This window comes from Metapseudomonas phytobenefica, from assembly GCF_043392685.1.
Taxonomy (GTDB): domain Bacteria; phylum Pseudomonadota; class Gammaproteobacteria; order Pseudomonadales; family Pseudomonadaceae; genus Metapseudomonas.
In genome coordinates this window covers 167,225-190,334 of sequence record NZ_JBHZGM010000002.1, presented here as the reverse complement: position 1 = coordinate 190,334, position 23,110 = coordinate 167,225, and the positions used below count along the sequence as shown (strand labels likewise).

Genomic DNA, 23,110 nt, shown 5'->3' with positions numbered 1-23,110 from the left:
ACACTCGAGCGCTGGGCTCGTTGGTGCTGGTGGGGAATCTTCGCGGCGGGTTATTTCAGCCCGGTTGCTCCTATATAAAAATTTCGTGAAAACGGAACTTTTTACTCCGAATTCTCATAAACAACGAACTGCTCCAGGACGCTGATGCGTTCCTGGTGGCTGCAGCGGGGGACTTGCGAAGTTGAGGATTCGCGCCTGCCGGGAGGTCGGAGGAGGCTTGCGCTAGAGGGAGTCGCGACGCTTTTGCGCCAGGTGCGCGGCCAGGTCGTCGATTTCGGCCCCCTGGTTTTCCGGCATGTGGCGAACCACCGCCTGGACCAGCTTCATCTGCTTGATGAAGCGCCTGCAGTTGCGGCAGAGCATGAGGTGGCGACGCATGGCCATGCGCTGGCGAAAGCTCAGTTCGCCATCGAGGAGATCGCTGGAGAGGGCAACCAGTTCCTTGCACGTCAGCATTGGCCTGTCTCCTCGAAATGTTCCAGCGTGGCGAACAGCTTCAGGCGGCCACGATGCAGCAGCACCCGGACATTGGAGAGCGAGATCTGCAATAAATTACAGATTTCCTCCAGCTCCAGCCCCTGGCGCTCACGCAGCAACAGCACGCCACGCTGCATCTCCGAAAGGCTCAGCAGGGTCTTTTCCAGGCATTCGCGCAGTTCGTCTTCGGTGAGCAGGGCTTCCGGCGAGTCCTCGTGCCAGGCTGGCAGTCGCGCAGCCCAGTGGCCATCATCGGCGAAGCGGGCGTCGCCCACCGTGCCATGAGGCGCGGGAAGGTCGTCCAGCAGCACCTCGCGGCGGTACTGCTTGAGGCGGCTGCGGGCGGCGTTGGCGACTATGGTGAGGAGCCAGGTCTTGAGGCTGGAGCGCTGCTGGAAGCCATCCAGGTTGCGCACCACGGCCAGCCAGGCGTCCTGCACCACTTCATCGGCGTAGCGCTGGCCGACGATGGCGTAGGCCACCGCGCGCATGGCGCTCTGGTAGGCGCCGATGAGTTCGCGGAAAGCCCCCTGCTCCCCGGCCAGCAGCCGGGGTAGCAGGTCAGCGTCGGCCGGGTGGGTCATCAGCGCTTGCGCAGGATCACGCTGCCGATGGAGTAGCCGGCACCGAAGGAGCTGAGCACACCCAGCGCACCGCTGGGCAGGTCGTCCTGGTGCTTGTGGAAGGCGATCACGGAACCGGCGGAGCTGGTGTTGGCGTAGGTGTCGAGGATCACCGGCGCTTCGTCGGGTTCGGCGTCACGGCCCAGCAGCTTGCGAGCGATCAGCAGGTTCATGTTGAGGTTGGCCTGGTGCAGCCAGAAGCGCTTCACGTCGGCGACGTTGAGCTTGCTCTCTTCCAGGTGGGTGGCGATCAGCTCGGCGACCATCGGGCAGACTTCCTTGAACACCTTGCGGCCTTCCTGGACGAACAGCTTGTCGCGAGCGCCCACGCCCTCTTCCGCGGCGCGGTTGAGGAAGCCGAAGTTGTTGCGGATGTTGTTGGAGAACTGGGTCAGCAGCTTGGTGCCGACCACCTCGAACTGGTGCCTGGAGGTGGCCTGGTCGGCGCGTTCGATGATCACCGCGGTGGCAGCATCGCCGAAGATGAAGTGGCTGTCGCGATCGCGGAAGTTCAGGTGGCCGGTACAGATTTCCGGGTTGACCAGCAGGATGGCGCGGGCCTGGCCGGTCTGCACCGCATTGGTCGCAGCCTGGATGCCGAAGGTGGCCGAGGAGCAGGCGACGTTCATGTCGTAGCCGAAGCCGTTGATGCCCAGTGCGGCCTGGACTTCGATGGCCACCGCCGGGTAGGCGCGCTGCAGGTTGGAACAGGCGACGATCACGCCGTCGATATCGGCCGGGGTCCTGCCGGCGCGCTCCAGGGCCTGCCTGGCAGCGGCAACGGCCATCTCGCAGAGGATGCCCCACTCGTCGTTGGAGCGCTCGGGGATGCGCGGGACCATGCGCTCGGGATCGAGGATGCCGTCCTTGTCCACCACGAAGCGGCTCTTGATGCCGGAGGCCTTCTCGATGAAGGCGACGCTGGATTCGGCCAGGGGCTCGATCTCGCCACGCAGGATGGCGTCGGCATTTTCCGCGTTGAAAGCCTGTACATAGGCATTGAAGGAGGCCACCAGCTCCTCGTTGGAGATGCTGTTGGGCGGGGTATACAGGCCGGTGCCACTGATCACGACGTTGTGCACGCTCGATCCTCTCTACTGGGCCGCTCGCTCGGAGCGGCCGGTTCAGGCATTCAACCGCCGGCCACAGGGTGCCGACAGCGGGAAATTGGCGCCCCCCGCAATGCGGGGCGGCGAATCGTCCTGGCGTCTGGTCCTTGCCCCTGCTCCAGCGGGGAGCGGGCGCGGATTTCGCCACAGGCGGATGCGAAGGGTAACTCCAGAAATGGCCTGTGGCGACGGGCACTTTGGCCAGAATGTCGCCCAAATCGAGTGGATTAATAGTCCATCTTCGACCGGGCATCCACTTTCCAGCCAGCCGCCCCGCCCACGCCCCGGAGCCGACCGCAACCGCCGGATGATGATGCAAGGTTCTTTCAATCCGGGGACGACAGACGCTATGGTGCGCGACTCGCATTCGGCCAATGGAGAGCCTTCGATGAGCCTGCACGGCACCTATGATCCGCAGAACGTCTTCGCCCAGATCATTCGCGGCGAGGCCCCCTGCTACAAACTCTACGAAGACGACGACGTACTCGCCTTCCTCGACATCTTCCCGCAGTCCTTCGGCCACACCCTGGTGATTCCCAAGCGCTCCACCGCTCGCAACATCCTGGAGATCGAGACCGACGCCCTGGCCAAGGTGATGGCCGTGGTGCAGCGCCTGACCCATGTGCTGGTCAAGGAACTGCAACCGGCCGGCGTCCAGGTGGCGCAGTTCAACGGCGCCCCGGCGGGCCAGACCGTCTTCCATATCCATATGCACATCGTGCCGCGCTTCGAGGGAGAGTCGCTGGGCATCCATGCCAGCAAGAAGGCCGACCCGAACGAGCTGCAAGCCCTGCAAGCGCGGCTGTTGAAGCACCTCTGAACAAATCCGGTGGAGTTCCCCCCAGGGGATTTCCACCCTGCCCGGGCTCCAGCCGGATCGTCTTCCTGCGCTGGCGCCCTACTCCCCGGCCTTGTCCAGCACCTGCCGGCTGCACTCGAACCAGGCCAGCAGGTAGTCAGCCAGCATCTGGGTGCGCCGGGGCAAGCCGCCCTGCCAGGGGTGGACGAGGAACACCGGCGTCTGACGGGTCTGGTAGTCGCGCAGCAGCCACACCAGGCGGCCATCGGCCAGTTCGTCGTAGATCATGTAAGACGGCAGCCGCGCGATGCCGGCAGCAGACAGGGCAGCCTTTTTCAACAGGTTGTAGTGATTGCTCGCCAGGGCGCCCGCCACCTTGACCCGTTCCAGCTGGTGCTGGCGGTGGTAGAGCCATTCTTCGAAGCCACTGTAGTGGGTGTTCAGCAGGCACTGGTGTCCGGCGAGGTCCGCCGGTTGCAGCGGTTCGCCATGGGCGGCGAGGTAGGCCGGTGTGGCGCAGGTGATTTCCTGTAGCGAGAACAGCGGCCGGGCCACCAGACGATCGTCAATGTCCGTGCCGGAGCGGATGGCCAGATCGAAGCCTTCGGCCACCAGGTCGCGATAACCGTTGTGCAGGTCCAGTTCGATGCGGATCTGCGGGTGCTGGCGGGTGAAGTCCAGCAGCAGCGCATCGAAGACGGTTTCCCCCAGCGAAACGGGAACCGTCAGTCGAACACAGCCGGCCAGATCTTCCTGCAGCCGCCGCACCGATTGCCTGGCTCGCTCGGCCTGAGCGGCCAGTGCCCGCGCCTCCGGCAATAGCGCAGCGCCGGCGGCGGTCAGGTCAAGGCGGCGGGTGGTGCGGTGCAACAGCGAGGCCCCGAGTCCCTGTTCCAGCAGGCGGATGCGCTTGGACAATTGCCCCTTGCTGCAACCCAGGCGCTCGGCCGCCGCAGTGAAACTGCCGGACTCCATCAGCACCGCGAAGGCTGCCAGATCGTCCATTTCGCTCATGGGAAGCACCGCCCTATTGTTTCCATTTGAAAACCAGATATTTCCAATTAGCCAGATTATCGACCACAGGCGGCACTCTAAACTGATCCGGTCTTCCTTCCCCCACTCAGGAGCCGGTCCCATGAAGATCATCCTCGTCGGTGCCAGCGGCACCATCGGCAAAGCCATCGAACAGGAACTCAAGGAGCGTCACGAAATCATCCGCGTCGGCCGCAGCAGCGGCGACCTGCACGCGGACATCACCGACCCGGCGTCGATTCGCGCACTGTTCGAGAAGGCCGGCGCCTTCGATGCGCTGATCAGCGCCGCCGGCAAGGTGCACTTCGGTGCCCTGGCGGAAATGGGTGAAGCGGAGTTCGCCGTCGGCCTGAAAGACAAGCTGATGGGCCAGGTGAACCTGGTGCTGATCGGCCGCGAATTCGCCAACGATGGCGCGTCCTTCACCCTCACATCCGGGGTGCTCAGCCACGACCCGATCCGCTTCGGCGCCTCCGCCAGCATGGTCAACGGCGCCATCGATTCCTTCGTGCGCAGTGCGGCGCTCGAACTGCCGCGCGGCATGCGCATCAACAGCGTCAGCCCCACGGTGGTCGAGGAAGCGCTGCCGGCCTACGGCCCGTATTTCCGCGGCTACAAGGCGGTTCCGGCAGCCGACGCAGCGCTGGCCTACGCCAAAAGCGCCGAGGGCGCGCAGACCGGGCAGGTCTACCGGGTCTGGTAAGGCCGGTTACATCTCGCCGGCATAGCACACCGGCGAACTGGGCGGACCGCTGCGCTCCAGTTCTTCTTCGAGGAACTCGGCCAGGACCACCGCGTTGTTGTGCTCTTCATCCTTTGCCGCGTAGAGCAGCGTCAGGTTGCCCTTGCGCGCCATCTCCAGCAGCCCCTGCCAATGCTCGGGATGCGCTGCCAGTTCGGCGCGGTAGAGCAGGCGGAATTCGTCGAACAACGCCGGGTCGTGACAGAACTGCTTGCGCAGGGTGTCCGAAGGCGCCACCTCCTTCAGCCAACCCGCCAGCCCCAGTGATGCCTTGCTGCAGCCGCGCGGCCACAGGCGATCCACCAGCACCCGCTGGCCATCGCTGGATTGCGCCGCTTCATACACTCGCTTGTACTGGATCATCTGCCCTCTCCACCCTTGAGCCCGGCGCCTCGCACCGGTAACGTGGCCGCTCCCTGAAGGAGACCCATGATGCGCTTCGCCCGCCCTTTGCTGTTCAGCCTCTTGCCACTCTTCGGCGCCTGCCAGATGTTCGCCGAAAAGGCCCCTGCCCCCGCCACCAACCTGGTGCGCCTGCAAGGTGAGCTGAGCGTAGACGCAGGCCAGGTAATGTTCAGCCCCTGCGGCGAGAAACGCCGCTTCACCCTGGTGGACAGCGGCGCCACCGGCCTGCTGCCGGAAGCGGCCAACCTCTCGGCGGACGGCCCCGGCGCCCTGTTCGCCGACATCCGCGCCAGCATGGCGCCGAGCAGCGTCAAAGGCGCCGATGGCCAGCTGAACCTGCATACGCTCTATCGCCTGCAGCGCGAAGGCCATGGCTGCCAGGACATCAACTTCAAGCGCCTGCTGCTGCGTGCCAGCGGCAATGAGCCGGACTGGAACATCAGCGTCAGCGAACAGGGCCTGAAACTCGACCGTCCCGGCCAACCCGCCCTGGCCCTGCCCTACATGGAAGAACAGCTGCCGGAAGGCCGCTTCAACCTGACCAGCGAAGCCAACGGCCAGCGCCTGGAGCTCTGGGTGGCTCCACAACGCTGCGTGGACGGCATGAGCGGCTCCGTCCAGCACCTTACCGCCGAGCTGCGCATGGACGGCAAGGTGCAGCGTGGCTGCGCCTCATTCGGCGGCGCCCGCAACGACTGATTCACCGGCCCCGGCCAGGCCTCGGGTTACAACCTGGGGCCCCCTTCCCGTCCTTCGCCACTAAGCTGAGTGAAAGACCAACGGAAGGAGAACACCATGCTGCGTATCGCCCTCAATGGATACGGGCGCATCGGTCGCGCCCTGGTACGTGCGCTGTTCGAGCGGGGACTCGACCAGCGCCTGCGCATCGAGGTCATTAATGACCTCGGCGATTTCGAATCCCTGGCGCACCTGACCCGTTTCGATTCCACCTTCGGCCGCTTTCACGGCCACGTCGCACTGCATGACAACCACTTGCAGGTGAACAACCAGACCATCCACCTGCTGCGCGAGCGCGATCCGGTGAATCTGCCTTGGGACCAGTTCGGCGTGGACCTGGTGCTGGAGTGCTCAGGCAAGATGAAAAAGCGTGCCCAGGCGGAACAGCATCTGACTGCGGGAGCCCCCCGGGTACTGCTGTCGCACCCGCTGGACTCCGCCGACCTGACGGTGGTCTACGGGGTCAACCACGAGCAGCTGGGCAGCCAGCAGATCGTCTCCAACGCATCCTGCACTACCAACTGCCTGGCGCCGCTGGCCATGCTGCTGCACCGTGCGGTGGGCATCCGCAGCGGCCTGGTGACCACGGTGCACGCCTACACCAACGACCAGAACCTGCTCGACAAGAGCCACGGCGACCTCTATCGCGCACGTGCCGCTGCTCTCTCGATGATTCCCACCAGCACGGGCGCGGCCAAGGCCATCGGCCTGGTGCTGCCGGAACTGGCCGGCCGCCTGGACGGCCTGGCGGTGCGGGTGCCGACGCCGAACGTGTCGCTGCTGGACCTTTCCTTCATCGCCGAGCGCCCGGCCAGCCGCGATGCGATCAACGACGCCCTCGAAGCCGGCGCCCGCGACCTGCCGCCGGGGGTAATGGAGTGCAATGCGTTGCCGCTGGTATCCAGCGATTTCAATGGCCACCCGGTTTCCTGCGTCGTCGACCTCAACCACACCCGCGTACAGGGCAACCTGGTGAAGGTGCTGGCCTGGTACGACAACGAATGGGCGTTCGCCAACCGGATGCTGGATGTGGTGCTGGCCTGGATGACGCCCTGAATGGCATGGGCGCCGGTCACGGCGATCAATCCGCTACGCCGGCCCGGCGCCTTTCCATCAGTTCAGCCAGGGGGAAAAGCTGAGCGTCACTGGTTCCAGGGTTTGCCGCGGGTTCGCTGGTCCAGGGGCAATTGCTGCAACACCGCGGCCTTGGCCAGCATATAGGCACTGACCGGGGCGCTGATGAACAGGAACAGGCTGATCAGCAGTTCGTGCAGGCTGAGGCCATCGGCATCGGCGGAAAAGAACACCAGCGAGGCGACCACCACGCCGCCCACGCCAAGGGTGGTGGCCTTGGTCGGGCCATGCAGGCGCATGAAGAAGTCCGGTAGGCGGTACAGGCCGACGGCGCCGATCAGCACGAAGGCGCTGCCGAGGATAAGCAACGCCGAAACGAGGACCTCCGCCCAGGGAGTCAGGGAAACGCCGGTCATTCGATGATGTCTCCACGCAGCATGTACTTGGCCACCGCCACGGTGCTGACGAAGCCCAGCACCGCGATCAGCAGCGCCACTTCGAAGAACAGGTCGCTGCCTTTCCATATGCCGTAGAGCATCAGCAAGGCGATGGCGTTGATATAGAGGGTGTCCAGCGCCAGTACGCGGTCCGGCAGGCAGGGCCCCTTGATCAGGCGGGCCAGGGCCAGCAACAGCGCCAGGCCGAGCATGGCCAGGCAGAGGGGAATCACGTAGGTGAGCACGGGAATATCTCCTTCAGCGGCGCCTCATAGCGCGACTTGATCTCGGCCACCATGGCGGCCTTGTCCGGTACGTCCAGGCCATGCACCAGCAGGGTCCGGCGGTCGGCACTGAGGTCGGCGGCCAAGGACCCGGGCGTCAGGGAAACCACGCTCACCAGCACGCTGATGGCCAGTTCGTTATCCAGGTCGATGGGCACCTCGACGAAGGCTGGACGCAGTGCCTCGACGCGGCCCAGGGTCAGCCGCGCCACCTGGAAGTTGGCCACCAGCACATCCCAGACGACCATCAGCAGAAAGCGCATCAGCTTGAGCGGATGCCAGTGTCCGGGCCGTTCGATCAGCAGGGACTTGAAGCAGAACGGAATCACCCAGCCAAGGAAGCCACCCAGCAGCCACTGGCCGACGGCGAAGGAATCCACCAGCAGCAGCCATACGAACAGCAGCAGCAGGCTTTCGGCGGGATGGGGGAAGAGCTTTCGCATCATGCGCCGGCCCCCTGGAGAATTGCGCGATAGAGGTTCTGGTCATGCAACTGCGCGGCGCTGGCCTGGGCGTAGTCCAGCAGCGGCTGGGCGAAGACCACGAGCACCAGGCTGCCGGCCAGCAGCGCCAAGGTGGCGAACAGGCGCCCACCATCCAGTTCGGCGCTACCGAGCACCTGCTGGCCAGTGCGCCAGAACAGGGTGCTGCCGGCACGGCTCAGAGCCACCAGGCTAACGAAACCGCCGATCAGCAGCACGCTCCACAGCGGCAACGCCCCCGCGCCCGGCGGTACCGCCTGGAGCAGCAGCAGCTTGGCGAAGAAGCCCGACAGTGGCGGCAGGCCAGCGACGGCAATGGCGCCGAAGAAGAAGGCCGCGCCAAGGACAGCCGGATTCTGCAACGCCGGCCCCTGCACCAGGTGGCCGCCCTTGTCGCCCCGCTGCCGGCTGACCAGGTCGGCGAGCAGGAACAGCGCACCGGCTACCCAGGTGCTGTGCAACAGATAGAAGAGCGCCGCGCCCTGGGCTTCGGGCGTTCCCAGGGCGATGGCCGCCAGCAGGGTGCCGGCGGAAACCACCACCAGATAGGCCAGCAAGCCTTGCAGGCTGGTGGCCGCCAGGGCGCCCAGCGCGCCGAGGATCACGCTGGCCAGGGCCAGCGGCCAGAGCCAGGGCTGCGCCAGGTTGGCCAGCTCACCGGCCTCGGGGCCGAAGACCAGGCTGTAGACCCGCAGGATGGAATAGATGCCCACCTTGGTCATGATCGCGAACAGCGCGGCCACCGGTGCACTGGCGGCGGCGTAGGCGCGCGGCAGCCAGAAATACAACGGCAGCAGCGCGGCCTTGAGGGCGAATACCAGCAGCAGCACCAGTCCGGCGGCCGCCAGCACCGGGGCATTCTCCGGCCCGGCGGCGGCTACCTGGCGGGCCATGTCCGCCATGTTCAGGGTGCCGGTGATGCCGTAGAGGGTGCCCACCGCAATCAGGAACAGCGCCGACCCCGCAAGGTTGAGGATCACGTAGTGCAGGCCCGCCTTCACCCGTTCGCCGCCGCCACCGTGCATCAGCAGGGAGTAGGAGGCGATCAGCAGGATCTCGAAGAACACGAAGAGGTTGAACAGGTCCCCGGTCAGGAAGGCGCCGTTGATGCCCAGCAACTGGAACTGGAACAGCGCGTGAAAACGCAGGCCGATGCGGTCGTCGCCGCGAATGGCGTAGAGCACTGCGGCACAGGCCAGTACGGCGGTCGCCAGCAGCATCAGCCCGGCCAGGCGGTCCAGCATCAGCACAATGCCGAACGGCGGCTGCCAGCCCCCCAGGGCATAGACGCGCAACTGGCCATCGCCGGCCTGCTGCATCAACAGCAGCGCCAGGGGCACCAGCGCCAGGGTGGCCAGCACCGACAGGCTGCGCTTGAGCCGCTCGTTGGAGGGCAGCACCAGCAAAAGCGCGCCGGTGAGCAGGGGAATCAGGATCGGCAGGATCATCAGGTGGATCATGGCGCCGACTCCTCGTCGCCAAGGCCGTCGACATGATCGCTGTTCAGGTCGCCGACGCCACGCAGGGCCAGCACCACGACGAATGCGGTCATGGCGAAGCCGATGACGATGGCGGTCAGCACCAGGGCCTGGGGCACCGGATCGGCGTACTGCACGTCTCGCCCGAGCACGGCGGCCTCGCCGGTCAGGCGGCCCATGGCGAAGAGGAACAGGTTCACGGCGTAGGACAAGAGCGTCAGCCCCAGCACCACGGGGAAGGTCCGCCCGCGCAGCAGCAGGTAGACTCCGCTGGTGGTGAGCAGGCCGAGGGTCACGGCGAACAACGCCTCCATCAGTGAATCTCCTTGCTCGCAGCCGGGGCCAGGCTCAACCGCCCCAGGTTGACCAGGATCAGCAGCGTCGAGCCGACCACGGTCAGGTAGACGCCGAGGTCGAACAGCATGGCGGTAGCCAGTTCGAATTCGCCCACCAGCGGCCACTCCACATGGCCGAAGGCAGAGGTGAGGAAGTTGTGGTCGAAGACCAGGCTGCCAAGGCCGGTGAGGCCCGCGATGAGCACCCCGGCACCGGCGAGGCGCTGGTAGTTCAGCGCCAGGCGCCGCTCGACCCAATCGATGCCGCTGGCGATGTATTGCAGCACCAGCGCCACGGAGGTGATCAGGCCGGCAATGAACCCGCCGCCGGGCAGGTTGTGCCCGCGCAGGAAGATGAACACCGAAATCAGCAGCGCCAGCGGCAGCATCAGGCGCGACAAGGTTTCGAGAATCAGCGGGTGCTTGGCATGGGCCCAGTTGCGGCCCTGGGGATCGCAGGTGGGGTTGGCCAGGCGCAGGCCGGAAAGCATGGCGTAGATGCCGACGGCGGCGATGGCCAGGACGGTGATTTCGCCGAGGGTATCGAAGCCACGGAAGTCCACCAGGATCACGTTGACCACGTTGCTGCCGCCGCCACCGGAAATGGCGTTGGCCAGGAAGAAATCGGCGATGCCTGCGTAGGGACGGGTCAGCACGGCGTAGGCCAGCAGCGCCACCATCACGCCCACGGCGCTGGCCAGGATGAAGTCACGAAAACCACGCAGGCTGGAGCTCTCGTTCGGCGTGCGGGACGGCAGGTAGTAGAGCGCCAGCATCAGCAGCACCAGGGTCACCACCTCCACCACCAGCTGGGTCAGGGCCAGGTCCGGAGCGGAGAAGCGGGCGAAGGCCAGGGCCACCAGCAGGCCGCCGACGCCGAGGATCATCAGGGAAATCAGGCGCTGGCGATGGAATATCGCTGTCAGCACGCCGGAAAGCGCCAGCACTGCCATGCCCAAGGTGGTGATGCCGTCCAGCGGGGTCAGCGGACGCGGGCCGGCGATCTGCGGCAGCGGCGCCAGGGACAGCGCCACGAGCAGCATGGCACTGCCCAGCAACAGGGACAGATAACGCTGCAGGGAACCGTTTTCCAGACGCGCGGTGAGCCAGCGGGCTGCCGTCACGGCACGCTGCACCTGCTGCTCGAACACATCCTTGGCATCGGTGTCGGGCAGGCCGGCATACCAACTGAACAAGGGCTTGCGCAGCACATAGAGCAACAGTCCACCGACCAGGGCCACCAGACTCATGGCCAACGGCGTGTTGAAGCCGTGCCAGATCGCCAGGCTGTACTCCGGCAGCACCCCGCCCAGGCTGGCAGAGGCCGCCGTCGCGAGCAGCGGCGCCACGGTGAAGGCGGGGAACATGCCCACCAGCAGGCAGAGGAACACCAGGATTTCCACCGGTACCTTCATGTAGCGCGGTGGCTCGTGGGGCGGGAACTTGGGCAGGGCAACCGGTTCGCCGTTGAAGAACACGTCATGGACGAAGCGCAGGGAATAGGCCACCGAAAACATCCCCGCCAGGGTCGCCGCCGCCGGCACCACCCAGCTGAAGCTGCCCAGCAGCTGCTGCTGCAGGGTTTCGCCGAAGAACATCTCCTTGCTCAGGAAGCCGTTGAGCAAGGGCACCCCGGCCATGGCCAGGGACGCCACCATGGCCAGCACCGCCGTGTGTGGCATGTACTTCCACATACCATTGATCAGGCGCATGTCGCGGCTGCCGGTCTCGTGATCGATGATCCCGGCGGCCATGAAGAGCGAAGCCTTGAAGGTGGCGTGGTTGATGATGTGGAACACCGCCGCCACGTTGGACAGCTGCGAATCCAGGCCGAACAGCAGGGTGATCAGGCCCAGGTGACTGATGGTCGAGTAGGCCAGCAGGCCCTTGAGGTCATGCTGGAACAGCGCCATGCCGGCGCCGATCAGCAGGGTCGCCAGGCCGGTCAGGCTGACCAGGTAGAACCACAGGTCGGAGCCGGACAGCGCCGGGTAGAGGCGCGCCAGCAGGAACACACCGGCCTTCACCATGGTGGCCGAGTGCAGGTAGGCAGACACCGGGGTCGGCGCCGCCATGGCATGGGGCAGCCAGAAGTGGAAAGGGAACTGCGCGGATTTGGTGAACACACCCAGCAGCACCAGCACCAGCGCCACCGGATAGAGGCGGTGGGCGCGGATCTGCTCGCCGGCGGCGAGTACCTGGGTCAGCTCGAAGCTGCCGGCGATGTGCCCGACCAGCAGCACGCCGGCGAACAGCGCAAGACCGCCGCCGCCGGTGACAGTAAGGGCCATGCGCGCGCCCTTGCGGGCATCGGAGCGATAGCCCCAGAAGCCGATCAGGAGGAACGAGGACAGGCTGGTCAGTTCCCAGAACACCAGCATCAGCAGCAGGTTCTCGGACAGCACGACGCCGAGCATCGCTCCCATGAACAGCAACAGGAAGGTGAAGAAGCGCCCCGTGGGCTCCTCCTCCGACAGGTAATAGCGGGCGTAGAGAATGACCAGCAGGCCGATGCCGAGGATCAACAGCGCGAAGAGGTAGCCCAGGCCATCGAGGCGCAGGCTGAAACTCAGGCCGAAGCCCGGCAGCCAGTTATGGACGAAGGTCAGGGTATGGCCGGCGAAGACGCTATCGGTCTGGGCCAGCAGCATGATGAGGCCGGTGAGCGGCACCAGCGCGGCAGCACCCGCGCAAACGGAACGGCCATGGCGCTCGGCCAGCAGCGGAAGAAGCGCCCCGAGAAAGGGCAGCGCAACGATGAGCGCCAGGATCATCCATATTTCCCCTAGGTCAGCGCCATTTCCTCCCCAATGTCGGAAACGGCAAGCGAAAAACCCGACGATTATCCATTACTATCGATTTGCACTGATAGATTGAATTATTTCAAAACGCGAGTAAGGCCGAAGAACGCCCAGCCCGGAAGGCGACAGGCCATTGGCTCTGCCGCCTTCTTCTGCAGGACTGGAACGGGCAAGGACAGCTGCCCCGATCGGGACAGCTTAGCTTCAGTGAGAGACGCGGCTGGTGCCGTTGACCGTCATGATGCGTACGCGCTCACCAACGCGGAAGACTTCGTTGGGCTGGACTTCCTGGACATAGGCGCGCATCGAGCCATCGTCCTCACGTACGGTGATTTCCACACCCTGGGTGCGGGTGATACCTTCCTCGGCCGCTGCACCCAGCAGGCCGCCAGCGACCGCGCCGACGACGGCGGCAACCGCACTTCCACGGCCATGACCGATGGTGCTGCCACCAATGCCACCGACCACTGCGCCGGCACCCGCGCCGATCGGCGTCTTGGTGCCTTCGATCTTCACCGGACGCAGGGATTCGATGGTGCCCATGCGCACGGTCTGCACTTGCCGAGCCTCGTCACGGGAATAGGTGTCACCGGTCAGACTCGACTGACAGCCACCCAATGCCAGTGCCACTGCCGTGAAAGAGGCCACCAGCAGGACAGGTTTACGCATAGCATTTCCTCCAGAATTGAGTACCTATCCATTAGACTCCGCGCCGCGAAAGCTGTCACCTGAAGGGGCGCACCACCCAGGCTTCGTTCAGCCTGAATTCAGCTTTCCTACAGCCGCCAGAGAAATATCCCACGTCCTCTCGTAACCCTAGGTTAGCTTATGGACTACTTCATCATCGTCATCACCACCGCCGCCGGCCTGTATTTCCACTGGTGGCTGTACGTCCGCATCAAGCGCTGGATGGATCGTGACCTCGCGCTGTCCCTCGCCGAGGGCGACAAGGCCAAGCAGGCCTTCATGCTGGAACAGCTGGAGCAGGCGCGGAAGGAAGGCATCAAGCGCAAGCAACTTCCCGACCGGCTGCGCCAGGCAGCCGACGACTACCGGGCGCAGAGCTGAATCACCTCAGGGCGCGAGGCGCTCGCGGGCCCAGGCGCCGTCCACCAGACGGTAGTTGAGGCGGTCGTGCAGGCGGCTCGGCCGGCCCTGCCAGAATTCGATGCGCTCCGGCAGCAGGCGATAGCCGCCCCAGTGCGGCGGACAGCTGGGCGCCTGGTCGAGGAAGCGTTTCTCGGTTTCGGCCAGCAGGGATTCGAGCTCCCCGCGATCACGGATCACCCGGCTCTGGGGCGAGGCCCAGGCCCCCAGGCGGCTGCCCAGCGGACGCACCTGGTAGTAGGCATCGGATTCGGCCGGGGTCACCCGCTCTACCCTGCCCTCGATGCGCACCTGGCGCTCCAGGGCCGGCCAGAAGAAGGTCATGGCAGCGAAGGGGTTGACCGCGAGCTGCTCGCCCTTGGCGCTGTCGTAGTTGCTGAAGAAGGTGAAGCCGCGCTCATCCAGCCCCTTGAGCAGCAACACCCGGCAGTGCGGACGGCCTTCGGCATCCACCGTGGCGAGGGTCATGGCGTTGGGTTCGACCGGCAGCTGCTCGGTCTTCACGGCATCACTGAACCAGTGCTGGAACAGGCTGAAGGGCTCGGCGGGAGCCTGGTCCTCGCTGAGCCCGTCACGGGTGTAGTCGCGGCGCATGTCGGCCAGGGTCTGGGTCATTTCGGCATTTCCTTGTCTGCTGGGCCCTTCAGCTTACCCAGAACCTGATCAGCGGGCTTGATCTGCAGCAGCGACTTTGCCCTGCTTCTCGGGAGCGGCTGGCTGACTGTATTTGACGATCAGCGCCGTCAGTGTCTCCTGCGGAGTGAGCAGGATCTCCACGCGACGGTTCAGCGCCCGCCCCTGCTGGCTGTCATTCGCCGCGCGCGGCACGTCCGATCCCACGCCCTTGAGGGACAGGCGATCACGCTGCAGACCGCTCAAGCGGAAAATGGCCGCCACCGCCTGGGCACGTTCCTGGCTGAGCTTGCGATTGGCCTCTTCCTTGCCGGAACTGTCGGCGTGCCCCAATACCAACACGCCAGTCCTGGGATCGCCTTCCACCAGCTTGGCCACACGGGTAATGGGTCCCAGGGTGCTGGGCAGCAGCATGCTCGGACGATCCGGGTTGAACGAAGGGTCCACCGGCAGGCTGACCGCCAGCACGTTTTCGCGGCGCTCCACTTCCAGCTTGCTGCCCTTGGCCGCCTCGCGCACGCGCGGCTCGTACTCGTCCAGCCACGCCTGGGTCCGCTTCTCGTCGATCCTGACCACGGACTTCGCCGCAGCCTTGTCCTTGCTGACGCCGAACGGCCACCAGCTGGAACTGCTGGCGGACTTTTCCGGCCTGGCGCCCTCGCCCGCCTTGTCATGGCCGTACATGCTGCAGCCGGACGCTGCAAGGCAGAAAAGCAAGGTGGAAGTCTTAAGCAATTTCATGTCCGCGTACCCTGTGAACCGATTGAGCCCTGCCACCTGGCTGTAGTGGCACATTAATTTCCTGGCAAGGCTTAAATTTTCTCTCTAAGTCTTTCTGGCGACTAGAAAAAATGTGCCGACCTGACCAGTGGCTCAGCCCAGGCAGTCCTTGACCACGCGCGCCAGTTTCTGTGCGCGCGGGTCCATCAGCACGTAGGGGCCGAGGGTGTTGGTGACGAAGCCGAACGCCAGTTCGCGCTCAGGATCGGCGAAGCCGGTGGAGCCGCCGGCGCCGGGGTGGCCGAAGGCGTAGCGCCCCATGCCGTAGGTGGCGTTGGGCACATCCTGCTGGTCGAGCATGCAGCCGAGGCCGAAGCGGGTCGGGGTCAGCAGCGTGAGGTCGTCGCCCTGGGAATGCTCGTGGGTCAGCTCGGCGAGCAGCTCTCCATCCAGCAACTGGCCATCCAGCAGGCCGGCGTAGAAGCCCGCCAGGCTGCGCGCATTGCCGTGGCCGTTGGCCGCCGGTTGCTGCATGCGCCGCCATTCCGGCTTATTGGTGCTGGTCATGATCGACGGCGGGTTGGTGAAGGAGCGGGTACTGAGTGAATTCGGCTCGGTCATCATGCATTTGAGCAGGCGCTGCGCGGCGGCATCGCCCAGGTTGCCCTTGGCGCGGGCGATATGAGCAACGCGGTGGAACTCCTCATCGGCCAGACCGACATGGAAATCCAGCCCCAGCGGCCTGGCGACACGAGCCACGATGGACTCTCCCGGGCCACGCCCCTCGACCCGGCGGATGAGTTCACCCACCAGCCAACCGTAGGTGATGGGGGCATAACCATGCGCCTCGCCGGGCGTCCACCAGGGCTGCTCGGCCGCCAGTGCAGTGGTCATCGCTTCCCAGTCGTAGAGGGCTTCCGCCGGCAACGTGGCGCGGATTGCCGGCAGTCCGGCGCGGTGGCACAACAGCTGGCGAACGCTGATGCGCTCCTTGCCGGCGGCGGCGAACTCGGGCCAGTAACGCGCCACCGGCGCGTCCAGTTCCAGCTTGCCTTCCCCTACCAGTTGCAACAAGGTGACCGAGGTGAAGGCCTTGGTGCAGGAAAACAGGTTGAGAATGGTGTCGCTGTGCCAGGCTTCCCGGCCATCCTTGTCCGCCACGCCGGCCCAGAGGTCGAGCACCGTCTCCCCGCCCACCTGCACGCAGAGGGCGGCGCCACGCTCCTGCGGGTCCGCAAAGAGATCGGCGAAGGCGTCTCTCGCCGCCTCGAAGCGCAAGTCGAAATAGCCCTGGGTCTGCACCGGGATGCTCCTGTAGGTAATGGAGGCGGCATTGTTCCAGCCTTGCCGCCCCTTGTGAACCGTGCCGAAGACGGGGCGCCCGTCAGGGCTTCCCGGCTTCCTCCGCAGGAGCGGCAGGCGCGGCCTCGGGCGCCTGCGCCGGAGCCTTCGCCTCGTCCCCGGGCTGCCCGGCGTCTTTCGCGGGCTCCTCAGGTTTCCCTTCAGCTGCCGGTTTGGCCGCGTCCTTCGGTTGTTCCTTGGCCGGTGCCTTGGGAGCCGGTTTGTTGAGGTCCGCCACCAGCCCAAGGTTGGCCTTGCGCACCGCCGCGACGAAGCCTTGCCACGGACGGTCGGTGATGCCTACCAGGCCCAGGTGGCCGTTCTCGCCGTCGAGCAGGCGACCGGTGGCCGGCTGGTCCAGATACTGGAACCAGTGAGCGCCGACGATCAGCGGCTCTCCGGCGGCCTTCTTCAGGTAGTTGGCGTAGGCCGGACCGCGCTCTTCCTCCTTGTACACCTCGGACACGCCGCCCCAGAACGGACCACGGTCACGGGAGCCGAAGTGGAACTCGGTGAGCATCAGCGGCTTGTCCAGGCGACGCAGCAGCTCCATGTCCAGGCCATGCTGCGGCTCGCGGGTGTAGCGATTGAAGCTGATCACATCGCAATACTGCGCGCAGGCCTCGATGGCCTCGGGCACGGTGGCGGCGAATCGACCGCCCAGCAGCATGTGGTTGGGCGCGTGCCACTCCAAGGAGTCGGCGATGGTCTTGAAGTAGGTGTCGGCATAGAAACGCTGGAAGCGCTTGAAGTCTTCCTCGATGGCCGGATGCTCGGGGTTCGGCAACGGCGCCTCGAAGCCCGGGTCCTCCATCAGCTCCCAGGCCTGCAGATCGATGCCCCAGGCCTTGGAGAGCCCCTCCTGGTTGCGATACTTGTCGCGCAGCTGCTTGAGAAAGGCGCGCTTGGCGGCCACATCGGTAGTCAGGCGCAAGGTGCCGTAGGCCAGCGCATAGCGGGCTTTCGGGTCCTCGCCATGACCGCCCCAGGCCAGTTCGTTGTCGGCAAAATAGCCAAGCAGCCAGGGATCGTCGCGATGGTCGCGGGCGGCGATGGCAATGGCCCGTTCCGCCGCCATGGCGAAGCGCGGATCGAAGGGGTCGGGCATGCCGCCCCACCAGTCGAAGCCGGTCCTGATGGTGGAAAAATCGCCACGGATGGACAACGGCAAGGTGTAGGGCATGCGCTGGCTGTTGTTGAAAGCCGGATCACTCCAGTTGCCGAGCGTGTTGAAGCCCCAGGCCTTCAGGCGGTCCAGGCTGTGGTTTTTCCAGCGCTCCGGGTCGTTGCCGCCGTAGGTGCGCTCGAGGTTAGCGCCATAGAAGTCGTACCAGCGGCCCTGATTGAACGCGCGGCCCTGGTTGGCGTCGGTCTCGGCACGGTCGTCACCTTTGCCGAAGTGCGTGGCCAGGGGCTCGTTCTCCTTCGGCAGCGCCTTGAACATGGCTTCGCGGCCTTCTACGTAGGTCTGGCTGAGGCCGGGCGTTACCGCGTTGACGCCCAGGGAAAAGAACGGGTGGCCTTCCGGAGTCACCAGGAACCAGCGGCCATTGCGCTTCTCGGTACGGAAGAAGCCACTGGCCTCGAAGGTTTCGCCGCCCAACCAGCCACCGTAGGAGTCCTGCGCAGGCAGCTTGGCAAGCCAGCCAGCGAGTTGCTTCGCCTCTTCCTCGGCGCCCTTCTTCAGGTGCTCGTCGCTCTTCACCTTGCCCGGCCAGTCGCTACGGGTGTACTGGCCGTAGGCATCCATCAGGCCGTCGTAGAGCGCTTCCTGCTGGTCTTCCTCTTCAGTGCCGAAGCGGCCGAGCAGCACGTTCTGGGCGGCATTCGGCTGGTTCAACGACAGGGTCACGGAAGCGACCTTGCTGCGATCGAGTTCGCCGTTGACCAGGGTGGCCGGCAGCCAGCGCTTGCCTTCGCGGGTCCAGGGCACCGGCGGTGCCGCGCGCATGCCGTGGGCATTGGGCGAGGTGGAAGCCAGGGGAACCAGCAGGGTCTGGGACGGACCTGCCGGCAGCGCGACCTGGGTGGTCAGGAGCTTGCCGTCGGTGCTCTCGATGGCGACATCCAGGGTGATGGCCCAGTCCTGTGCATTCTGGATGCGAAGGCTCATGGCCTCGGCCTTGGACCAGTCCCAGCTGCCGCTCTGCGGGGTAAGGCGCAGGCTCGGCTTCTCGGCGGCGTTGAAGGTGAGCCGTCGAAGGATTTCACCACTGGCGGAGGTTTCAGCGGTCACGCTCGGCAAGGTGGCGTCCTGGGTGATCACCTGCACGGAGTCCAGCGGACGCACGAAGTTGAACAGGGTCTCTGCCTGGGCAGCCAGGGGGATTCCCGACATCCCGAGAAGGATGGCCAGGACGAGGGGGCGATTGGATGTCGAAAGCATCGGACCGGAGTTCTCAAGAGAATGCAGTGCATAGACCGCAATAAATTCGTCTCTCGCCATGGGTGCGACAAAACGAAGCGGACCACACGGGCACCACGCGGCACCCGCAAAAACCCCGGCATCATCGCAGATCGGGGGCGCACAGCGTCAAGGGTGGGCCATCTGGCGCATTGCCGGTCGTCGCCCCGGATATCCGGAAACGGCCGGGGCGGTGCTCAGGCGATCTCGCGGCGGAACGGCGGCAACGCATCGAGGATGGCGCGACCGTAACGCTGGGTGACCACACGCCGGTCCAGCAGTGTGATGGTGCCGCGGTCCGCCTCGGTACGCAGAAGACGACCGCAGGCCTGGACCAGGCGCAGGGAGGCATCGGGAACGGCGATCTCCATGAAGGGATTGCCGCCACGGGCCTCGATCCAGTCGGACAGCGCCGCCTCTACCGGGTCGTCAGGCACGGCGAAGGGAATCTTGGCGATCACCACGTGTTCGCAGTAGGCGCCCGGCAGGTCGACACCCTCGGCGAAGCTGGCCAGACCGAAGAGCACGCTGGATTCGCCATCGTCCACCCGCGCCTTGTGCTTGTTCAGGGTTTCCTGCTTGGACAGGTTGCCCTGGATCAGCACTCGCTTGCGCCAGTCGCGATCCAGGCCGTCGAACACGTCCTGCATCTGCCGGCGCGAGGCGAACAGCACCAGGGTGCCCCGCGCGCCTTCCACCAGGCCGGGCAGATCGCGGACGATGGCGGCGGTGTGGGCAGCAGCGTCGCGGGGGTCGGCCTTCAGGTCAGGCACCCGCAGCAGGCCCGCATCGGCGTGCTGGAACGGACTCGGCACCACCGCGGTGACCGAGGCCCTGGGCAGGCCGGCGCGCATGCGGAAACGGTCGAACTTGCCCAGCGCGGTGAGGGTGGCGGAGGTCACCAGGGCGCCGTAGGCCACGTTCCACAGGTTACGGCGCAGCGTCTCGGCGGCGAGGATGGGGCTGGCGTTGACTTCGATGTCATGCAGCGCACCGCTTTCCGCCAGGGTCAGCCAGCGCGCCATGGGCGGGCTGTCTTCCGGGTCTTCGGCGGTGAAGGCGGTCCACAGTTCCCAGTTGCCCTGGGCGCGGACCAGCAGGCTGCCGAACAGCGGATACCACTCTTCCGCCTGGTGGCTGGCAAGGCCGATGCTCGCTTCGCCGTCCATGGCTTCCTTGAGGAGTTCGGTCAGGCGCGTGAAAACATCGTGCAGCCGGGAGAAGCCTTTCTTCAGCTCGATGCCCAGCTCGCGAAGGTGCTCGGGCACCACGCCGGCCTCGAAGCGGTGGCGCGGACGGTCGCGGCCTTCCATGTCCTCGCCGGCACGGAAGTCGGCGATCTCCTCGCAGGCATTGAACATGAACTGCTGGTGGGTACGGATTTCCCGTGCCAGTTCAGGCACGCCTTCGATCAGGCGGCCGAAGTCGCCCGGCAGGGGATTCTGCGCCAGAAGCCTGGTGAGGTTCTTCGCCACCTGCTCCAGCCAGTCGGCGGTGGAGCGCAGGCGGGTGTAGTGGGCGAAGTGGCCGATGGCCTTGTCCGGCAGATGGTGCCCTTCGTCGAACACGTAGAGGGTGTCGCGCGGGTCGGGCAACACGGCGCCACCGCCCAGGGCCAGGTCGGCCAGGACCATGTCGTGGTTGGTGACGATCACATCCACCTTGGTCATGCCTTCCCGCGCCCTGTAGAAGGCGCACTGCTGGAAGTTCGGGCAATGGCGCTTGGTGCACTGGCTGTGGTCGGTGGTGACCCGCGCCCAGTCCTGGTCCTCGATGGCTTCGGGCCAGGAATCGCGATCGCCGTCCCAGCGGTTGCCGGCAAGGCGTTCGATCATCTGGTTGAGCAGCTTCTGGCCCTTTTCGTCCACATCGATACGGAAGCCCTCATCGGCGAACAACTGGGCGGTCGCACTCTGCGCCTGGCCTTCCTGCAGCAGCATGTCGAGCTTGGACAGACAGAGGTAGCGGCCGCGCCCCTTGGCCAGGGCGAAGCTGAAATTCAGGCCGCTGTTGCGCATCAGGTCGGGCAGGTCCTTGTGAACGATCTGCTCCTGCAGGGCGACGGTGGCCGTGGCGATCACCAGGCGCTTGCCGGCGGCCTTGGCCACGGGAATGGTCGCCAGGCTGTAGGCCACGGTCTTGCCGGTACCAGTTCCGGCTTCCACCGCAACCACGGCGGGTTCGCCTTCGCGGTGCCCTTCTTCATCCATGGGAATGGCGCCCAGGGCCTTGGCCACCTCGGCGATCATCAGGCGCTGGCCATAGCGGGCCTTGAGCCCCTTGGCTTCGAGAAAACGGCTGTAGGCGCCCTGGATCTGGGACTTGAGTTCGGTGCTGAGCATGGCGGAAGGCGGGATCGGAACGCTGGATAAATTTTCAGTACTTTAACAGGCCGGCTATGATAGCGCGCCTTCTTTTCCCCGCCGAATGGAGTTGACCGGATGACGCCCCACGCCGCCCTTTATGCCCTGCACCTGCTGGCCGCCCTGACCTGGGTGGGCGGCATGTTCTTCGCCTGGATGATCCTTCGGCCGGCCGCCGTCGCCGCCCTGGAACCACCTGCCCGGCTGCGTCTCTGGCTGGAAGTCTTCCGCCGCTTCTTCCAGTGGGTATGGCCGGCGGTGCTGGTCCTGCCCTTCACCGGCGTCGGCATGCTGCACTTGTCGTACGCCAGCATGGAGGCGGCGCCGCGCTACGTGCACATGATGATCGGCCTGTACGTGGCGATGCTCGCGCTGTTCCTGCGGGTGAGCGTCCTGCTCCTGCCGCAGCTGCGGGCAGCGGTAAACGCGGAGAACTGGCCGGAAGGTGGCGCGGTGCTGGGCCGCATCCGCCGGGTAGTAGGGTTCAATCTCCTGATCGGGCTGGTACTGGTGGCGATCGTCGCCATTCGCCCGACATTCTGATCACAGCCTTGCTGGGCCACGGATAGCCCCTACAAGGAATGTACGGATCTAAAGGCCGGCACGGACAGCCCCCTCTCCCGCCTGCGGGAGAGGGAGCCGGTATAGCCTTCAGAAACGCACGACCTTGAGGCTGCCGGGGCTGCCGGCATCACCGGCACGACCGGGTTGCCCGTCACGACCGCTCTTGGCACCGTCGGCCTTGTAGAGCAGGCAACCCTTGCCGGCGCCGCCATGACCACCGGCGCCGCCTTCACCCGGTGCACCACCGGCCCCGCCTTCCAGGCGTACGCGTATCAGCTCCACCGGGAAGGATGCAGGCACCTCAAGGCGCACTTGCCCACCAGCGCCACCGGTCTGGCCATCGCCGCCAGGCTGCCCGTCCCAGCCACGGCTCGCCTCGCCCCAGAGGCAGCCCGCCGCGTCGCCGTCGGCGCCGGCCAGTCCGGAATATCCGGGAGCACCGATACCTCCGCGCACGTCGAGCGTCATCTCGCTCACCTGGACGTCCACGAAGCGCAGATCGAGATTGCGCCCGGAACTGGCCGGCTTGTTCATGCTGCCGGCAGCGCCCGACGCCGTGATATGGCTGCCGGTGCCGATTTCGCCCCGCTGCACTTCCAGGCGGAACGTCTGCTCGGACGGTGCGATACCAAGACGCGCCTCGCGCCCCATGTGTAGTTCGCCGATGCGCAATTCGGTAATCCCCGCCGGGATCAGCAGCGTGGCGTAGTCAGCCACTTCGACCCGGTCGAGATTCAGGCTCCCGGCCCTGGACGGCAGCTTGAGGAAGTTGTGGGCCTCCACTGTTACCTGCCCTTGGGCGAAGGCGACGGGAGCGAAAAGTGCGAGCAACAGGCAGAGCTTACGCATGGCTGCTCTCCCTGGCGCCGTGACGTGGGATTCCGAGCAGGTGGAAAACTCCGAACAGGAGCAGCTGCAGGCGATCCAGCCAGGGATTGGCCCGACTACGCAACAGCGAATTGAACAGCATGATTTCGAACAGGTGGACCAGGACCAGCAGGATGCCGGCGCCGTAAAGCAGCATGTCGAATGGTTTGGCGAACGGTGAAACGACATTGACGATCACCACCAGCCAGAACAGCAGGGCAACGACCTTGCCCAGCCCCATGAATAAACGCATTCCTCCCCTCCCCCGAAGTTTCAGCCAGGTCTGCCGACGTTC

General features: G+C 65.6%; 24 protein-coding genes and 1 pseudogene. 6 read left to right on the top strand and 19 right to left on the bottom strand.

Annotated features, from left to right (window positions below):
* Nucleotides 1-222 precede the first annotated feature (222 nt).
* The 3 genes from ACFW0B_RS03015 to ACFW0B_RS03005 are packed head-to-tail and all read right to left on the bottom strand — an operon-like array spanning nucleotide 223 to nucleotide 2,182.
* Nucleotides 223-456, bottom strand: coding sequence for a zf-HC2 domain-containing protein (locus ACFW0B_RS03015; RefSeq protein WP_449146477.1), 234 nt, complete (start codon nucleotides 454-456; stop codon nucleotides 223-225).
* Nucleotides 450-1,061: an RNA polymerase sigma factor gene (locus tag ACFW0B_RS03010; RefSeq protein WP_449146476.1), complete on the bottom strand. Its 612-nt coding sequence runs from the start codon at nucleotides 1,059-1,061 to the stop codon at nucleotides 450-452. Before ACFW0B_RS03010 ends, ACFW0B_RS03015 begins: the two co-directional genes overlap by 7 nt.
* Nucleotides 1,061-2,182 (bottom strand): beta-ketoacyl-ACP synthase III, encoded by a 1,122-nt coding sequence (locus tag ACFW0B_RS03005; protein ID WP_449146475.1) that lies wholly within the window; start codon nucleotides 2,180-2,182, stop codon nucleotides 1,061-1,063. The genes ACFW0B_RS03010 and ACFW0B_RS03005 overlap by 1 nt, the downstream gene beginning before the upstream one ends.
* 415 nt (nucleotides 2,183-2,597) lie before the next feature.
* Here ACFW0B_RS03005 and ACFW0B_RS03000 point away from each other — a divergent pair, with 415 nt between their 5' ends.
* Complete coding sequence (locus tag ACFW0B_RS03000) at nucleotides 2,598-3,029, top strand: HIT family protein (RefSeq protein ID WP_449146474.1); 432 nt, start codon at nucleotides 2,598-2,600, stop codon at nucleotides 3,027-3,029.
* Between the two features lie 78 nt (nucleotides 3,030-3,107).
* On the opposite strand, the gene ACFW0B_RS02995 is transcribed toward ACFW0B_RS03000, so the two are convergent.
* Nucleotides 3,108-4,022, bottom strand: a complete 915-nt coding sequence (locus ACFW0B_RS02995; protein ID WP_449146473.1) for a LysR family transcriptional regulator — start codon at nucleotides 4,020-4,022, stop codon at nucleotides 3,108-3,110.
* Nucleotides 4,023-4,143: 121 nt separating this feature from the next.
* On the opposite strand from ACFW0B_RS02995, the gene ACFW0B_RS02990 reads away from it, so the two are divergent.
* Complete coding sequence (locus ACFW0B_RS02990; RefSeq protein ID WP_449146472.1) at nucleotides 4,144-4,743, top strand: short chain dehydrogenase; 600 nt, start codon at nucleotides 4,144-4,146, stop codon at nucleotides 4,741-4,743.
* 6 nt (nucleotides 4,744-4,749) lie between these two features.
* Here the strand turns inward: ACFW0B_RS02990 and ACFW0B_RS02985 are convergent, their stop codons facing one another.
* On the bottom strand, nucleotides 4,750-5,145 hold the full coding sequence (locus ACFW0B_RS02985) for a DUF488 domain-containing protein (RefSeq protein WP_449146471.1): 396 nt from the start codon (nucleotides 5,143-5,145) through the stop codon (nucleotides 4,750-4,752).
* Nucleotides 5,146-5,214: 69 nt separating this feature from the next.
* On the opposite strand from ACFW0B_RS02985, the gene ACFW0B_RS02980 reads away from it, so the two are divergent.
* On the top strand, nucleotides 5,215-5,886 hold the full coding sequence (locus tag ACFW0B_RS02980) for a COG3650 family protein (protein ID WP_449146537.1): 672 nt from the start codon (nucleotides 5,215-5,217) through the stop codon (nucleotides 5,884-5,886).
* Nucleotides 5,887-5,982: 96 nt separating this feature from the next.
* Nucleotides 5,983-6,981, top strand: coding sequence for a type I glyceraldehyde-3-phosphate dehydrogenase (gap, locus tag ACFW0B_RS02975; protein ID WP_449146470.1), 999 nt, complete (start codon nucleotides 5,983-5,985; stop codon nucleotides 6,979-6,981).
* Nucleotides 6,982-7,067: 86 nt separating this feature from the next.
* On the opposite strand, the gene ACFW0B_RS02970 is transcribed toward gap, so the two are convergent.
* The 7 genes from ACFW0B_RS02970 to ACFW0B_RS02940 all read right to left on the bottom strand — a co-directional run bounded on the left by ACFW0B_RS02970 (nucleotide 7,068) and on the right by ACFW0B_RS02940 (nucleotide 13,485).
* The gene (locus tag ACFW0B_RS02970) at nucleotides 7,068-7,415 is read right to left on the bottom strand and encodes a Na+/H+ antiporter subunit G (protein WP_449146469.1); all 348 of its coding nucleotides are present in this window, start codon (nucleotides 7,413-7,415) and stop codon (nucleotides 7,068-7,070) included.
* On the bottom strand, nucleotides 7,412-7,681 hold the full coding sequence (locus tag ACFW0B_RS02965) for a K+/H+ antiporter subunit F (protein ID WP_449146468.1): 270 nt from the start codon (nucleotides 7,679-7,681) through the stop codon (nucleotides 7,412-7,414). The genes ACFW0B_RS02970 and ACFW0B_RS02965 overlap by 4 nt, the downstream gene beginning before the upstream one ends.
* Nucleotides 7,666-8,166, bottom strand: a complete 501-nt coding sequence (locus ACFW0B_RS02960) for a Na+/H+ antiporter subunit E (RefSeq protein WP_449146467.1) — start codon at nucleotides 8,164-8,166, stop codon at nucleotides 7,666-7,668. Before ACFW0B_RS02960 ends, ACFW0B_RS02965 begins: the two co-directional genes overlap by 16 nt.
* Nucleotides 8,163-9,662 carry a monovalent cation/H+ antiporter subunit D gene (locus tag ACFW0B_RS02955; protein WP_449146466.1) on the bottom strand — a complete coding sequence of 500 codons (1,500 nt, stop codon included), beginning with the start codon at nucleotides 9,660-9,662 and terminating at the stop codon, nucleotides 8,163-8,165. The genes ACFW0B_RS02960 and ACFW0B_RS02955 overlap by 4 nt, the downstream gene beginning before the upstream one ends.
* Nucleotides 9,659-9,994, bottom strand: a complete 336-nt coding sequence (locus ACFW0B_RS02950) for a Na+/H+ antiporter subunit C (protein ID WP_449146465.1) — start codon at nucleotides 9,992-9,994, stop codon at nucleotides 9,659-9,661. Before ACFW0B_RS02950 ends, ACFW0B_RS02955 begins: the two co-directional genes overlap by 4 nt.
* A complete protein-coding gene (locus ACFW0B_RS02945; protein ID WP_449146464.1) occupies nucleotides 9,994-12,789 on the bottom strand; it encodes a monovalent cation/H+ antiporter subunit A in 2,796 nt (931 codons plus the stop codon). The genes ACFW0B_RS02950 and ACFW0B_RS02945 overlap by 1 nt, the downstream gene beginning before the upstream one ends.
* 231 nt (nucleotides 12,790-13,020) lie before the next feature.
* Complete coding sequence (locus ACFW0B_RS02940) at nucleotides 13,021-13,485, bottom strand: outer membrane lipoprotein (protein WP_449146463.1); 465 nt, start codon at nucleotides 13,483-13,485, stop codon at nucleotides 13,021-13,023.
* A 159-nt stretch (nucleotides 13,486-13,644) separates the two neighbouring features.
* On the opposite strand from ACFW0B_RS02940, the gene ACFW0B_RS02935 reads away from it, so the two are divergent.
* Nucleotides 13,645-13,884 carry a hypothetical protein gene (locus ACFW0B_RS02935; RefSeq protein WP_449146462.1) on the top strand — a complete coding sequence of 80 codons (240 nt, stop codon included), beginning with the start codon at nucleotides 13,645-13,647 and terminating at the stop codon, nucleotides 13,882-13,884.
* A 6-nt stretch (nucleotides 13,885-13,890) separates the two neighbouring features.
* Here the strand turns inward: ACFW0B_RS02935 and pdxH are convergent, their stop codons facing one another.
* The 5 genes and pseudogenes from pdxH to dinG all read right to left on the bottom strand — a co-directional run bounded on the left by pdxH (nucleotide 13,891) and on the right by dinG (nucleotide 21,363).
* Nucleotides 13,891-14,538 (bottom strand): pyridoxamine 5'-phosphate oxidase, encoded by a 648-nt coding sequence (gene pdxH, locus ACFW0B_RS02930; protein ID WP_449146461.1) that lies wholly within the window; start codon nucleotides 14,536-14,538, stop codon nucleotides 13,891-13,893.
* Between the two features lie 60 nt (nucleotides 14,539-14,598).
* A pseudogene (locus tag ACFW0B_RS02925) lies at nucleotides 14,599-15,297 on the bottom strand (OmpA family protein); the annotation flags it as partial.
* A 132-nt stretch (nucleotides 15,298-15,429) separates the two neighbouring features.
* Nucleotides 15,430-16,578 (bottom strand): serine hydrolase domain-containing protein, encoded by a 1,149-nt coding sequence (locus tag ACFW0B_RS02920; RefSeq protein ID WP_449146460.1) that lies wholly within the window; start codon nucleotides 16,576-16,578, stop codon nucleotides 15,430-15,432.
* Between the two features lie 82 nt (nucleotides 16,579-16,660).
* Complete coding sequence (locus ACFW0B_RS02915) at nucleotides 16,661-19,003, bottom strand: beta-galactosidase (protein WP_449146459.1); 2,343 nt, start codon at nucleotides 19,001-19,003, stop codon at nucleotides 16,661-16,663.
* Between the two features lie 215 nt (nucleotides 19,004-19,218).
* Nucleotides 19,219-21,363: an ATP-dependent DNA helicase DinG gene (gene dinG / locus ACFW0B_RS02910; protein ID WP_449146458.1), complete on the bottom strand. Its 2,145-nt coding sequence runs from the start codon at nucleotides 21,361-21,363 to the stop codon at nucleotides 19,219-19,221.
* A gap of 99 nt (nucleotides 21,364-21,462) precedes the next feature.
* On the opposite strand from dinG, the gene ACFW0B_RS02905 reads away from it, so the two are divergent.
* Nucleotides 21,463-21,927, top strand: a complete 465-nt coding sequence (locus ACFW0B_RS02905; RefSeq protein ID WP_449146457.1) for a CopD family protein — start codon at nucleotides 21,463-21,465, stop codon at nucleotides 21,925-21,927.
* Between the two features lie 108 nt (nucleotides 21,928-22,035).
* Here the strand turns inward: ACFW0B_RS02905 and ACFW0B_RS02900 are convergent, their stop codons facing one another.
* Together ACFW0B_RS02900 and ACFW0B_RS02895 are read right to left on the bottom strand one after the other, a co-directional pair.
* Nucleotides 22,036-22,797 (bottom strand): collagen-like protein, encoded by a 762-nt coding sequence (locus ACFW0B_RS02900; RefSeq protein WP_449146456.1) that lies wholly within the window; start codon nucleotides 22,795-22,797, stop codon nucleotides 22,036-22,038.
* Entirely contained in the window at nucleotides 22,790-23,068 is a 279-nt protein-coding gene (locus ACFW0B_RS02895) for a DUF1145 domain-containing protein (protein WP_449146455.1), read from the bottom strand. The genes ACFW0B_RS02900 and ACFW0B_RS02895 overlap by 8 nt, the downstream gene beginning before the upstream one ends.
* Nucleotides 23,069-23,110: the final 42 nt, after the last annotated feature.